The 13,274-nt window shown below is 61.6% G+C and carries 11 protein-coding genes and 4 pseudogenes; 5 read left to right on the top strand and 10 right to left on the bottom strand.

From position 1 onward, the window contains the following. Positions 1 to 74: 74 nt before the first annotated feature. Positions 75 to 986, top strand: coding sequence for a DUF2971 domain-containing protein (locus tag NL528_RS08085; RefSeq protein ID WP_309182178.1), 912 nt, complete (start codon positions 75 to 77; stop codon positions 984 to 986). A gap of 5 nt (positions 987 to 991) precedes the next feature. Here the strand turns inward: NL528_RS08085 and NL528_RS08080 are convergent. Next, positions 992 to 1,141: pseudogene (locus NL528_RS08080) on the bottom strand (DNA polymerase IV); the annotation flags it as partial. Positions 1,142 to 1,278: 137 nt separating this feature from the next. On the opposite strand from NL528_RS08080, the pseudogene NL528_RS08075 reads away from it, so the two are divergent. Continuing rightward, a pseudogene (locus NL528_RS08075) lies at positions 1,279 to 1,638 on the top strand (Ku protein); the annotation flags it as partial. Between the two features lie 6 nt (positions 1,639 to 1,644). Here NL528_RS08075 and NL528_RS08070 read toward each other — a convergent pair. The 7 genes and pseudogenes from NL528_RS08070 to NL528_RS08040 all read right to left on the bottom strand — a co-directional run bounded on the left by NL528_RS08070 (position 1,645) and on the right by NL528_RS08040 (position 9,800). Next, positions 1,645 to 3,156, bottom strand: coding sequence for an ATP-binding protein (locus tag NL528_RS08070; protein WP_309182177.1), 1,512 nt, complete (start codon positions 3,154 to 3,156; stop codon positions 1,645 to 1,647). A 168-nt stretch (positions 3,157 to 3,324) separates the two neighbouring features. Then, a pseudogene (locus tag NL528_RS08065) lies at positions 3,325 to 3,593 on the bottom strand (hypothetical protein). Positions 3,594 to 3,988: 395 nt separating this feature from the next. After that, on the bottom strand, positions 3,989 to 4,780 hold the full coding sequence (locus NL528_RS08060) for a uracil-DNA glycosylase (protein WP_309182176.1): 792 nt from the start codon (positions 4,778 to 4,780) through the stop codon (positions 3,989 to 3,991). A 218-nt stretch (positions 4,781 to 4,998) separates the two neighbouring features. Then, positions 4,999 to 5,751 (bottom strand): hypothetical protein, encoded by a 753-nt coding sequence (locus NL528_RS08055; protein ID WP_309182174.1) that lies wholly within the window; start codon positions 5,749 to 5,751, stop codon positions 4,999 to 5,001. A 67-nt stretch (positions 5,752 to 5,818) separates the two neighbouring features. Beyond that, positions 5,819 to 6,370, bottom strand: coding sequence for a hypothetical protein (locus NL528_RS08050; protein WP_309182172.1), 552 nt, complete (start codon positions 6,368 to 6,370; stop codon positions 5,819 to 5,821). 118 nt (positions 6,371 to 6,488) lie between these two features. Then, positions 6,489 to 7,049 carry a hypothetical protein gene (locus NL528_RS08045; RefSeq protein ID WP_309182171.1) on the bottom strand — a complete coding sequence of 187 codons (561 nt, stop codon included), beginning with the start codon at positions 7,047 to 7,049 and terminating at the stop codon, positions 6,489 to 6,491. Positions 7,050 to 7,067: 18 nt separating this feature from the next. Further along, positions 7,068 to 9,800 carry an ATP-binding domain-containing protein gene (locus NL528_RS08040; RefSeq protein ID WP_309182169.1) on the bottom strand — a complete coding sequence of 911 codons (2,733 nt, stop codon included), beginning with the start codon at positions 9,798 to 9,800 and terminating at the stop codon, positions 7,068 to 7,070. 137 nt (positions 9,801 to 9,937) lie between these two features. Between NL528_RS08040 and NL528_RS08035 the strand changes: the two genes are divergently transcribed. Both NL528_RS08035 and NL528_RS08030 read left to right on the top strand, forming a co-directional pair. Beyond that, positions 9,938 to 10,474: a hypothetical protein gene (locus NL528_RS08035; protein WP_309182168.1), complete on the top strand. Its 537-nt coding sequence runs from the start codon at positions 9,938 to 9,940 to the stop codon at positions 10,472 to 10,474. Between the two features lie 35 nt (positions 10,475 to 10,509). Further along, a pseudogene (locus NL528_RS08030) lies at positions 10,510 to 11,351 on the top strand (IS5 family transposase). A gap of 73 nt (positions 11,352 to 11,424) precedes the next feature. Here NL528_RS08030 and NL528_RS08025 read toward each other — a convergent pair. After that, the gene (locus NL528_RS08025; protein ID WP_309182167.1) at positions 11,425 to 11,640 is read right to left on the bottom strand and encodes a hypothetical protein; all 216 of its coding nucleotides are present in this window, start codon (positions 11,638 to 11,640) and stop codon (positions 11,425 to 11,427) included. Between the two features lie 114 nt (positions 11,641 to 11,754). Between NL528_RS08025 and NL528_RS08020 the strand changes: the two genes are divergently transcribed. Further along, on the top strand, positions 11,755 to 12,084 hold the full coding sequence (locus NL528_RS08020) for a hypothetical protein (protein ID WP_309182166.1): 330 nt from the start codon (positions 11,755 to 11,757) through the stop codon (positions 12,082 to 12,084). A 141-nt stretch (positions 12,085 to 12,225) separates the two neighbouring features. Here NL528_RS08020 and dinB read toward each other — a convergent pair whose 3' ends face one another. Continuing rightward, positions 12,226 to 13,263: a DNA polymerase IV gene (dinB, locus tag NL528_RS08015; RefSeq protein ID WP_309184828.1), complete on the bottom strand. Its 1,038-nt coding sequence runs from the start codon at positions 13,261 to 13,263 to the stop codon at positions 12,226 to 12,228. Between the last annotated feature and the right edge of the window lie 11 nt (positions 13,264 to 13,274).

Genomic DNA, 13,274 nt, shown 5'->3' with positions numbered 1-13,274 from the left:
CGTGCTCGACGCCGTCCATTCGACAGTATTCAATGCGCAACGAGGTCCATAGGCCTCGGGGAGACGACCGAATCATGCATCGTCGCGCGGAGAGGCTTGCCGAACGGTTCAACCAAGCCAGTACGCAACGGATGGCGAAGGGCAACGAGCGGGGCGCTCCGACCGAACCTCTCTTCCACTACACGTCAGTAGCCGCGCTGGCGGCCATCATCGCTTCGGAGACTTTCTGGTTCACCAGCGTCTATCACATGGACGACGATCAGGAATTGTTGTTCGGGTTCGGGATCTCGCACGCTTTGCTGGCGGCCGCGCTGGAGCGCGAGGACGCCAACGTGAAGGTCTTTCTCAAGCCTCTCGTCGAAGACGTCGGATTCACAAGGATCAGGAACCGGTTCGAATTCTACTCCGCCAGCTTCGGCCAGAAGGACGACGCCAGGCAGTGGACCGACTACGCCGACGGCGGCAAAGGCGTCGCGATCGGCCTGGCACCGAAGTTCTTCGGCTTCGTCAAGAAGGAGGACTACGAGCCTTGGGAAAAGACCTTCCTCGGGAAGGTCGAATACGGCGAGCCCGCGGCGAAGGTCCGCCACGCCGCCATCGTCGACAGCGCCGTGCAGACGATCAAACAGGCCCACAAGCAGGGACTACTGCTGAAGGCGGAGGACGAGGAGGCGTTCCTGCATCTGATGGCGGCCTACATGTTCGTCGAGATTCTTTGGAATTCAGTCACGACCAAGTCCGACAAATGGTCCCATCAGATCGAGACGAGGCTTCTGGCCGTCAACGATCTCAAGGACCCGCACATCGAGATCAAGAACGCGCCGGCGCGTCCGCGCGTCGAGATTCCGCAGCCGCTCCTGAAGGCCAACATCACCGAAATCATGATGGGGCCGAAGGCGGACGACGACGCGAGAGCAAGAGTTCGGCAGTTGTTGGACGACAGCGGACTTGCAAGCGTCTCGATAACGTCGGCATCAGCGACCTAGATCAATCAAATCGGCAAACCAAGTTGCGGTTCGTCCCGATCGTCGTCCTGCAGCGAGGAGAGCGAGACGCCGAGAAGCCGGACCGGCTTTAGGACGGGGATTTCGTGCTGCAGCAAGGCTGTCGCGAGGTCTTCGAGATCGCTGCGGCTCGCGACAGCGATATCCCCGATGGAATCCAGCACCTCCCGGAGCTCCGCCACTGCGGCGTCCGGAGAGAGGCCCGGCGGCGGATCCTGCCGAGCGATGTCGACGGCGTGATCGCGAGCGTGCGGATCGGTCCGGTCCCGAGCCCATGCTCGACCTGGCCCGGCACATCGTCGACCAGAAATCCGGATCGTTCGAACCCGAAAAGTTCGAGGACCAGTACGAAACCGCACTCGTCGAACTCATCAACCAGAAGCGGGCCGGCAAACCGATCGTGGCGAAGGAACGACCCAGTGGCGAGAACGTCGTCGACCTGATGGAAGCCTTGCGCAAGAGCGTCGGCGGCGCAGCGGCGGAGATCAAGGCTCCGAAGAAGCCGGCCAAGAAAGCGAAGAAGGCGACGGCCGGCCAGAAGGAGATGCTGATGCCGATCGCCGGCAAGAAGGCGCCCGCAAAGGAGACGTCGGCGAAGAAGCCGGCCGCGGGGGCCAAGCGTAAATCGGCATAGCGCCTGTTATTTTTTCGAGTAGATCAATTCGTCGAGACGGCATGCGGCCCGATAGATCGTTCCGCGACGATTGCTGCTGCGCGGGTCCGTCCCCTGTGCCCGATCCAGGCAGTCGAGAAGGATCGTCCGGATGCTCTCGAGGTCCTTCGCCTTCACCGTCGTCGGTAGAGCTTGCGCTGCGGCGGCGAAAACGACGTCCTCGTCGACGTCCGTCGGTGCCTTGATCTCGCCCCGCGCTAGTTTCCCGCGTAGGGCTTCGGCCTTCCCGGTGGATTGGCGGAAGGCCGCATCCTTTCCGGAGAGCCGGTCGACCAACGCGTCGCGCGAGGACGGATAGGTGGCGACCTGTTTACGCAGATCCTCTGCGACGTCGCCGGCGGTCGACTGCGTCTGGTCGACGTAGAACCACACGGGAAACCACTTGCGCTGGGCGTGGGCCTGAAAGTGGATGTACTGCATCGGCTCGGCGACCTTTTCGTTCCGCAGGAAGTTGCGGACGACAGCGTCGGGCGTGACGTTCTCGCGGATGACCTTCGTTCGCTCCCTTTCGACCTCCGAAACCGGCTCGACGTCTCCGATCAGCCTGAGCGCTGGCGCGCCCTTCTTCTCGTCGAATTCGCCTTCGCGCACGAACTGGATGCTCGGAAGCAGGGATTTGTCGATGAGGAATTTGCCGCTGGTGCCGGCGACCTCGCCGGAGTCGAGATCGATCGTCGCTTCCTTGCCTATCGCGACCCGGTTCATGCGGGCGCTGAACTCGGCGATCGCCCGCTGCTCCCGCGCGGCGATGATCTGCCTGAGTTCGCCCGGCTTGATCAGGCGGGTCTCCCCGACGTAGCGGAAGTAGATGCCGCCTTCCTTGACGTCCTGACCTACGTTCTTGATGGCGACGACGGGGCGGTGATCGTGCTTCTCCACATACAGAACGCCGACCTGCTTGCCGCCGAGCTCGATGAGCCCCTTCGTGACGTGGGGGACGGGATCGAGGGCACCTACCAGGATCCTGTTGATGAGCGAGATATCGGATCTCGTGAAGACGTCGTCCGCGAGCCCGTCGGCTTGGAAGGTCGCGTCCGTGACCCCGAACAACAGGTAGCCTCCCTTATTGTTGGCCAGGCCCGCGATTGCGCGAAGCGCTTTCGAGAAGCGTTCCTCCGGCTGGAGCCGGAAGCCGGCTTTGCATTCGGTACGATCGGTCTCGCCGCCGGTCAGTCGCCACGTCCCGGTCTCGCGGACGAACATGGAGCGGAGGATTCGTATATCGACGGGGGAAGGCGCGGGAGGCTGCTTGGTGTCCGAATCTTCCCAGGCGGATATGAACGCCTCCAGTTCTTCCGGAGGGGCTTCCTCGACGGACGCCCCGTACTTGCCCTTCTTGATCTGGGTGATGCGTCCGGAGCTGATCAACCGGTCTGGCTTGTTAAAGTAGAAGTGGATGACGTCGTTCCGCCAACCCTTCCGCAGCATCGCCTTTACGATGCCGATCTCGCCGTCGGACAGATTGCGCTTTTTGGCCATCGTCGCCCCTCCCCCGCGCGGCCTCCATGTCGCACTCTACGCGACCGTCGAGGCGGAGCGGCAAGCGGGAGCAGGCGATTCGCGCAAATTATAATTGACCGCCGTTGCTACCGGAGGATGTCGGGGCTGCGCAAGAGCACGGAGCTATAGCCGGGGACGTCGCCGACGCTAACCCGGGACGTCCGGCGGACACTCTGGGCAGGTATTGCCGATCGAATCCAGCACTTCGCGAACCTCGGCGACCGCCTGATCTGGAGACCAGCCGTCCGGTGGCTCCTGCCTGGCGATATCCAACGCATGCTCGCGCGCATGCGGGTCGGCACGCTCGCCCAGCCGTGCTCCTCACATTCGTGGATGGCGCTGGCTTCCTGCAGCACGTGGAGGGCCCAGCCGCGCAGCGTCCGGATCGCCGGCCGTCGTTCTTTCGTCATCAGCATCGAGATCACTCCTGCCCGGGACGAATCGTTCCGCCCACCTGCGCGTTCCCAGCGGTTAGCACGGGTCAGGGATTCGCCATCGGCAGAGCTTCCGCTTGCCCCCGTGTTCCGTGACCTGTGCAAAACGCGACACCGCCGATTGGCCGCGCGCTCCTTGCCGGCCGCGGCGCAGCGGCGTTAGGCGCCGCGGGCGAATCATCGTCCCAAGTGCTGGCGCAGCTGATCGCGGAGGTGCGGGTAGGCAAGGCCGAGCAGCTCTGCGACGACCCGCCAGTCGACAGCACGGAAATACCGCGTCGGATGGAAACTCACTTCGACGCCGATGACGCGCGGAGGTACCCAGAGAGATGGCGACGGAGTCTGGAGTTCCCATACCGAAGCTCCGCTGACGGCCTTCAGATTCGGAGCCTCCCGCTCGCCTCCATCGAGCTCGTCGACGATGGCGCCGTATTCGAAGAACAGATCGAGGTCGCCTGGAAGCCTGTCCGGCGCGCCCTCCGGAGCGACCGCCAGCCGCGACGCGTAGGCGGATAACGGCTGATAGGATTTGATGCGAGGGTTTTTGTCGCGGATCGCCGATCTAACGTGCCGCCTGTGCCCAGATTGATGGGATCTTGCGCCATATATCCATATTGCGAGGCCCGCACCAGCGGTGAGGGGTGGGCTGAAACGAAAATCCGGAAGCCTAGGGGCTCAACAAGCGGCTTGGCCCGCTGTGCCTTTTTTCCAACGAGTATGACGGTGCGCAGCTTCGGCAGCATCGGTAGCAAGCCTCTCAGAGCATCTACGCCTGCCGAAAGCTCTGCCTTGGTTATCTTGCGCGTGCCGTTCCATCCGGGGACCACGTTCCAGATAATCGTGCGGCCGCGGCACAGGTTCGCCTCTCTCATAAAGTCAAAGGTTGCTTTCGCCGTCGGATCGTCATTGTTGCGAGAGATGAATCCGGACCCCTTTCCGCCCGCAGATGTCATTCGCCCAGGTTTCTCGAACAGAAAAAGCATATCGGCGTTTGCGCCGCCATCGAGCGGATCGAAATTTGGAAACTCCCAATCCGGATGCGCCTTTTCAAGCTTCGCAACAAAGCACGTAAATCGCACAATGTGCGGATCGCGCAACATCGCCTTACGCAGCGCGACGGCTTCGCGCGAGCGAAGAGAACGAGCACAATCGGAAGCTTCACCGATCACAATTCATGTCCATCCCAGGCTTTAGCTGACGGAACGCTAACCGTGAAATAGTGCATGGTCAAAGAGGTATGACGTGTCGTTTCCTCGGAGCGGCCTAGGTCTGGATTGGTTAAAAAGCGGAAACTGCGGCGTTGCGGCGGGACACTTTGCGCCAATCAACGGACATCGCCAAGGTGCCTCGGCATGTCCGAAAAGTGACCAGAACCGGACCTTGCATTTTATTGACTTTGCACTGACGGGTTTAGTTGCTCGCCGACCATCGAGAGCAGCGACGCCTGCGCCTCGGCATAGGCCTTGTCGCCTGGATGGCGTGGCCTAGCCGGCGGCGGATTGAACGTCACATCCGGCAGCGGCAGCGGGTTGCGGCCGTTAAGGTAAAGTTCGATCAGGGCTTCGTGGAGCGCGTGGAGGAATCCGAACATGCGCTTCATCTCGTCGATGTTGGTCTTCGCGAGGAACGGATCGATCTCGGAGACACCCTGCTTGTTGTGCGCGAGATGGTCTCGGACTTCGCCGTAGACGGGCTCATAGACCTTGCGCCACGCTTTGACCTGCTTCCGTAGCTCGCGCACGTCGTCGATGACGGTGTGGTGCCGGTCCTTGACGTAGTCGCCGGCCTGCTGAGGCGTGATGACTTCTTCTTTACGCTTGCGGAGGGCGTCTCGGCCAAACTCCGGCAGGTTCTGCTCGACGGCCTTCAGCAGGAGGTCGATGTTGTGTGCGGACTTCTGATCGAAGATGCGGCCGAGCCAGATGAAGGTCGACACGAACAGGGCGTGGTTCGTAGTCAGCCAGAACATAGAATTGCGGTTCACGGCCGCGAGGACGTCGGTGCGCTTGGCGAGCAGATCGCGGATCCCGAGGTAGGCGAAGAAGGTCTGCTGGGCGGCCTCTTCCTCCTTCCGGAAGATCTCGATCTCCTCTTGGACGTCGGCCGGCGTCGGTGGAAGGTAAGGCTTCTTTTCGGGCATCTTCTGTGCGCACCATCTCAATCCGGCGAACCTGCAGATTTTCGCGAGCTTCGGGTGCATGACGATCTCAATACTGGCTGATCGGCGGCAACGGCTGGCCGAGGAATACCATCCAGGCGTCGAAGACATTCTGCAGGATCGACGACAGCGCGCGGCGGTCGCCGTCGTTGGTCGCGACCACGATCTGCTCGACGCCGCCATACTTGCCTTCGCCCCAGCGGCATTGACCGAATCCGAAGCCGCCCGGAGCAATGTCGTTCGACACATCGATTCGGCCTGTCCGCGGGCGGTGGTGCTTGAAGGCGACGGAAACGTCCCGCAGCAGATACACGTCGGCGACGTGCTTGCCGTTCCGCAGGAATTCGCACTTCGCGTCAATCGCAATGCGGACGGGACCGACGTCGGGGAACGGCGGTGTCCATTCGTGCTGCACGAATTCGGCCAGATGATGCAGCATGTCGACGGCTTGGCGGGCAGCCAGTTCGACGTTCTGGCGCGACGTATCGAGAGTGTCCGGACTGCCGGCCTCCAGCGCGGCCGTCAGGGCCCGCTCGGCCTCCAGATAGCTCCTGAGAGAGGGCCGGACTCGCCGTTCGATATGGTCGAGAACCTGCTGCATGGGACCGCATTCTTATCCGATCTTGAAGACTTTGCCGAGAAATGAAAAATCCATCCTGTTGGGAAGCCGGGGATGTCGGAACCAAGCCGGGCCATTCGCACGCGATGCGGCGGGCGGCTCAGCGCAGTTCGTCCTGGAGTTTGCCAGCCGGGGGAAGCGGCAACGACGGTTTCGCGTCGCGTTCGCTCCGCCATTCCACAGGCCGGAGATCCTGCAGGTTGATCTTCTTCAGAGACGATGCCGGGCTGTCGGAGATGACGACCGGCAGCCAGCCGCGCTCGGCCAGGCCCAAAAGCCGCTGGTACCAGCCTGCATAAGTGTAGCTCCATCCTTCTCCCTCGCCGGCGAGCCTCGCGAAGCGCGTCACGAACTTAGCAGCCAGGGATCTCGCATCGTCGTTCTCAGCATCCCGCCAACCGAAGAAACGGTTCTCGTCTCCGGACGTGTAGCGCGCGCTCAGGCTTTCCGACTGCGTTTCGCTGAAATCCGAATCCCGGAGGTAGCCGCCGTGATTACGGTAGAAGAGCGAGTCGGGTCCGATCCAGCAGCGCCAGTGGTTTCCGCTCGGCGACATGAACGGCATTACCCGGATCTTCTGATACCCGCGTCGGTGCAGTTCGCCGACCATCACAAGGACTCGCACGGCGCGGCGGACGTGAGCGTCGGGATGTTGCGGCATGACTAATCCTCCCGATGCTCAACCGTGCCGCTTGGGCCATCGATCGACGAAGGCGGAGCTTAGACTTGCCATCTTCGCAGGCAGTTCCGGACCGCCCGTCGTGAGTCCGAGGTAGAAGGCTGCGCGCGTCGCGCCGACATACAGGTATTTGTCGAAGAGATCGGGCATGCGCTCGGCGAGCCCGTCGACTCCCACGAAGAATACGCCTTCGAACTCAAGTCCCTTGATGTGCTGCACGTCGAAGACGCGGACATCGTTTTCCTGCCCCACCGACTGGCCATGGACGCAGGCGACGGCGTGCAGATTCTTGTCCGCGAGCGTTGCGTCGAGAGCTTTTGCGAGCGGCTCGACCTCCGCTTCTTCGTTCACCAGAATCGCAATGGAAGGCAGCGAGCCCGTCAGATCCTCGATTTCGCCGATGCGCTGAGCCAGCCACGCGCAGATGGCATGACGTTCGTTCAGTCCCACCGCGAGGACCGGCGGGACGCCGTCGTTGATCACGTGCGCGGGCAGTTGGGTCTCGGGCGCAGGTCCCGACAGCAGGGCGATTTTGCGCGCGAAGTCGTTCAGTTCTCGGCTGTGACGGTACGTTATGTTTATGGCGCGCACATCGATATCCGCGAAAACCCACTTCAGCTCGTCGACGGAGCGGCTGCCCCAATTCGTGACGCGTTGATTGAAGTCGCCGCATGCCAGAAAGGACCGTGTCTGCGGATCGCACAGGTTCGCCATGCAGGCCAATTGCAACGGCGAGAAGTCGGTCGCTTCGTCGACGACGATCTGGTTGCGGAGGACATCCCGGACGGATTGGAGGATCGCGTGTTGCCCGCCCGATACTTCGGCGGCGACCGCCCGGTTGGAAAGCATCGCGTTCGCCGTCCGCAAGGTCGCGAGCAGGACGACATCGGCCTCCAGCGGGGACAGGTCCGTCGCCGCGAAACCGTCGGAGCGGTACCATCGTTGTTCGCCCTGTCTCTCGCGTCGGAACCTGCGGTAGCGGGCCGAAATGCCGACGATCAGTCTCCGCATGGGATTTGCGAACCGGCGTGCGGACGATTGGACCTGTAGCCTCGCACCGAGGGCGCGCAAGTCTTCCGCAGTCGGCATTCGGCCGTCGAGCCAGTCGACGATCTTGCGGTTGCGGCTTTGGCCGGCGAGCGAGCGACCGGCGGCGGCGACGCGCGACTGTGCACGGATCGTTCGCATGTACGCCTCGAACGCGGCGTTTCTGGCGTCGGCCGGCGGCGGCGCATCCTCGTCTTCGTCGATGTCGGCGTCGTCGGGTTCTTCCGGCGCATCCGTCAACGTCGCCAAGAATGCGATGAGTTGGGAAAGCAAGGTCGGATCGCGCCTTAGCTCGACGGAGAATGCGGTTCTGATCTGAAGATCGGTCTCGGTCTTGATCCTGGTTGTCAGCGTACGAACGTCTTCGGCCACCTCGCCGATCGTGATGACCGCCGCGGGCGACATGTCGTCCGTCTCCTCGATCGTTCGCACCAGGCGCCTGCCTATGCGCGATACTTCCTGATCCCTGTCACCGGAGAGTATCTTGGCGTGTTGCGCGAGTTCCGTCCTGAATGCCTGCGTTTGCCAGCGTTCGAAGTCCTCGAACCAATCGATCTGACGGCCGATCGTCTCGGACTGCAACGGATCGAAGCCAGCCTTGAGGACGAAGGCGCCGGACCCCGTCCCGGCGCGCAGGATGCCGAATCTGTTTCGGGCAAGTTCGCGCCGGTAGTCGTCCCATGTCTGCAATCGTGCGTCGGGCGCTGCGATACCTTCTCGCGCGAAGGCTTCCTTCAGGTAGAGCTTCAGCAGCTCCGTCGGTGTGAACATCAGCCAACTGCCGGCATGTCCGTTGGCGCCGGCGTGCGACCTCGCGACAAGCGCCGTTTCGCTCTCCTCAAGAAATTCCCTATCGAGCTTCAGACCAAGTCTCTTGATCAGCGTGGTGGTCTTGCCGGTTCCCGGCGGACCTAGGATCACCAGCCGGGTGTCCAGCGGAAGGCGGAAGATCTCGTCCTGGTACTGATCGAGCAGAGGTTGGTCCCGCAATCCCATCTTGAGGATGGCGTTGCGGCGCAATCCTTCCAGGACGTTGTCGGCTTCCCGTCCTTCGGCCAGAAGGGCTTCTAGGATGTCGGCGGTCTCCGCCGCGCCGGCGGATTGGAGCAACTCCCTAAGTGACGTGACCGTGACGGGACCGTAGCCGCCTCCCTGCAGCACCGTGTCTCGCGAATCCCATCGATTGTCCCTGAGCGCCGGTTGCAGGACGGCGCGCTCGGCGACTTCGAAGTTGCGCGTACCTTTGGGAGTCCGAACATCCTGATCGCCGCCGACCGGCAGCGATGCCATTCGTCCGATGGGCGAACGGTAGCTCGCCATGGCATGACGTTCGTTCGAAAGCGTTCCAGCGCGCGCGATGAAGTAGACCGTTTCCTGGCCGTCCTCGTCCCGCAGGACGAGACGGGCGATCGCCGGTTCGCGGGCAAGATCGACGAGCTGCTTTCTCTGTTCTGCCGAGATGTCGCTGATGTTCTGGACGGCGTTGGCACCGGTCAACGTGTTGACGACGGCAAATGATTCCGCACCTCCGGCGCGGGCCTCGCCGAGCTTCGTATTGGCCATGTCGGCGATGTCCGTCAGGAAGCCCAACGTGTCGTCGGCGATGTTGGAGAGCCACTCTCTCTGGTTCGGCCCGCCGGCATCGGACTCGGCAGCGTTCGGTTTTTTCGCGGATATCTGCGCCATTTTCCCCCCGGCATGGACGATACGGCGGGAATGTCGCCGTCTTCTCTGGTTTTCGGGCCAAAGATACCGGCCTTTCGCTCGAAAACCGAACAAAAAGTGCAGTTTCCCGTCGATGCTCGCACTGATAGAGGGCTGTTTTGCCCGCGGCTGGCCGGCCAGTCCCCTACTGGCGCTTGCGACCGCTACTCCGACCACTGCTGACGGAAGATCCGGCGCCGGCCGCGGGCCCCGCCGGCCGCGCTAAATTCCAGGGGGCCGCGCTTTTTTCAAAGAATTCGATTTTTCAAGGATTCAATCTTCAAGGATTCGTTCTTCAAGGATTCGAAATTTGGCGCGTTTTCAAGGATTCATTTTTCAAGGACTCGATTTCAAGGATTCGAATTCCCGAAATTTTTCTCAGGAAACTCGTTCTCCCGGACGGCGCGGCGGACGTTCAGCGACATGGTCAGGCTCCGGGCCTGGGCGGCCATGATCGCCATGCCGTTCACGCGCTTTTTTCAAAAAAATTCGATTTTTCAAGGATTCAATCTTCAAGGATTCGTTCTTCAAGGATTCGAAATTTGGCGCGTTTTCAAGGATTCATTTTTCAAGGACTCGATTTCAAGGATTCGAATTCCCGAAATTTTTCTCAGTGTCTGTCCGAAAACATGTTGAATCATCGGAATCATTTGTGATTCAAGGGAGGCGGTCCGAATCTGAAGGAGCGCCGATGTGGACGAAAGAGAACCGCGGTCGTTACGACCGCAGCCGGCTACGCTATCCCAGCGATTTGACCGATGAGGAATGGGCGTTTGTGGAGCCGCTGATTGCGTCAGCCAAGCGAGGCGGCAACAAGCGCACGGTGGATGTGCGTGAAGTGGTCAATGGTCTGATGTATGTGCTGAGCAGCGGTTGCCAATGGCGAGCGATCCCGAAGGATCTGCCGCCGCGCAGCACGGTGCACGGTTATTTTGACTTGTGGACTTGGGACGGCACGCTCGATCGCATCCATCACGCGCTCTATGTACAATGTCGGGAGTTGGCCAACCGAGAACCCAGCCCGAGCGCCGCCATCATCGACAGTCAAAGCGTCAAGAGCGCGGAAAAAGGGGGGCGTGGATTGACCCGCATGGCTACGATGCGGGAAAGAAGATCAAGGGCAAGAAGCGCCACATCCTAGTCGATACCCAGGGCTTATTGCTCCACGCCCTTGTACATTCGGCGGACATCCAGGATCGAGACGGCGGGGTGTTGGTGATGGCCACTCTGTTTGGCCTGCATCCATTCCTGCTGAAGCTCTATGCCGACGGCGGCTACCAGGGGCCGATCTTTCAGTCCGCCGTTCGCAAAATCCTCCGGCAAATCGACGTGGAAATCGTCAAGCGTTCCGATACAGCAAAGGGCTTTGCGGTCTTGCCCAAGCGATGGATCGTCGAGCGCACCATCGCCTGGCTCAATCGCTGCCGCCGCTTGGCCAAGGATTGGGAGTGCCTCAACGGAAAGGCCTTGGCGTTCTTGCGCCTTGCCTCAATCCGCCTCATGCTCAGAAAGCTCTGTCAAAAAACAGCATGATCCCGGACAGACTCTCAGGAAACTCGTTCTCCCGGACGGCGCGGCGGACGTGAGGTTCGGGGTGTCGGGGCCATCAGCGCACTGCAAGAGTTGAACTGGCTACGTTCGAACCGGCGCGGCGCTGCTGCGGGGTCACCTGGCGCGAAGCCCGGAAGGCCTCGGCGCGGAGCCGCTTTGCTTTCTGCGCTTTACGCCAAGCTTTCGTGACCGGCGGCCCCGCATCCCCCTTTTCGCGATAACCCCGGTAGTGGCCGTAGCTGCGAGCGCCAAACGTATGTTTGCTGAACATGTATCCTCCGCTGAAGCCGTGACTTGGGCGAGGCCGAAAGAGCGACCTTTCGCACTTCCAGTTATATCAAGCCTCCGATAATATCGGAAACACTTAACTCCAGAGGAATTTTGCGTGAGCAGGGGGCCGGGCTACGTCGAGCGCAAGATCGTCGAGCTTTTCAGGCGTACGAAGCGTATGGAGCTTCTGTCCACGTACGATGTCTGCTGCGAGGTGTTCGAGACGCACGAGATCGAGAAGAAGCATCGGGTTTCGGTTCTCAGGGCCATGAAACGCATCTCCGGGAGCGGCGACGTGGACATCTGGCGGATCGTGCTCAAGGGGCAACCGGACGACGTTTGGTTCAATCATGGCGAGCAGCCGGCGCCGGCGCCGCAGTATCGAAGCATCGTCGGTCCCGCGACCAGCGGTCGCCCGCGGAAGCTGCCGAAGAAAAAAACATAGCGCCTTGGAGGAAGCCGTGAAAGCCGACGATCCGCGCCTGGAACGGGCGCACAAGGAGATGAGTGGCGGAGGCCGTCAAGCCAGGCGAAGCTGTCGGGATTTAGTTCGCCGGTGAGGAGTAGGTTGGGGCCGTTAATGGCATCAGATCGGAAGATCTAGTTGAGGTTCGGCCAGATCTTCGGTCGCGAGCGATGACAGGGAGACGCCTAGCAGCCGGACCGGTTTGGGGGCGGGCATCTCGGCCTGCAGCAGGGCGACCGATAGGCGTTCGAGCTCACCGCGGCTAGATACGACGACGGGCACGGACCTGCTGCGGGTGATGATCTCGAAGTCGTTGAACTTCACCTTCAGGGTTACAGTCCGGCCCCGGGAGCCCTTCTCCTCGCAGTGCCGCCAGACCTTGTCGATCAGCGGGTGCAATTCGGCGATCATGGCGTCGAATTCGGTGAGGTCGCTCGAGAAGGTGTTCTCGGCGCCGACCGACTTCCGGATCCGGTTCGCGCGAACCTCCCGATTGTCGACGCCTCGCGATATCCAATAGTAGTAGGCGCCGGCCTTGCCGAAGTTGGCCTGCATGAACTCCAGCGTCTGATTCCGCATGTCGAGGCCGGTGTGAAGGCCGAGCGAATTCATCTTCGCGCTGGTCGCCGGTCCGATGCCGTGGAATTTGCCGACGGGCAGGGCCTCGACGAACGCTGGTCCCATCTCGGGCGTGATGACGTACTGGCCGTTCGGCTTGCGGTGGTCGGAGGCGAGCTTCGCCAGGAACTTGTTGTAGGAGATGCCGGCCGACGCGTTGAGGCCGGTCACCACTTTGATCTTCGCGCGGATTGCGAGCGCGACGTCGCGCGCCAGCGGAATTCCCTGCAGGTTCTCCGTGACGTCGAGATAGGCCTCGTCTAGCGACAGCGGTTCGATGATCGGCGTGTGCTCGGCAAAGATCTCGCGGATCTGCTGCGAGACCGCCTTGTAGACCTCGAAGCGCGGTTTCACGAAGACCAGGTCTGGGCATTGTCGCTTGGCCGTCACCGACGGCATGGCCGATCTGACGCCGAACTTGCGGGCTTCGTAGCTCGCGGCCGCCACGACGCCGCGCTCGCGGGATCCGCCGACGGCGACCGGCTTGCCGCGAAGATCCGGATTGTCCCGCTGCTCCACCGATGCGTAGAAGGCGTCCATGTCGACGTGGA

The organism is Bradyrhizobium sp. Ash2021, assembly GCF_031202265.1.
Taxonomy (GTDB): Bacteria; Pseudomonadota; Alphaproteobacteria; order Rhizobiales; family Xanthobacteraceae; genus Bradyrhizobium.
This window is presented reverse-complemented; position numbering and strand designations above follow the sequence as displayed.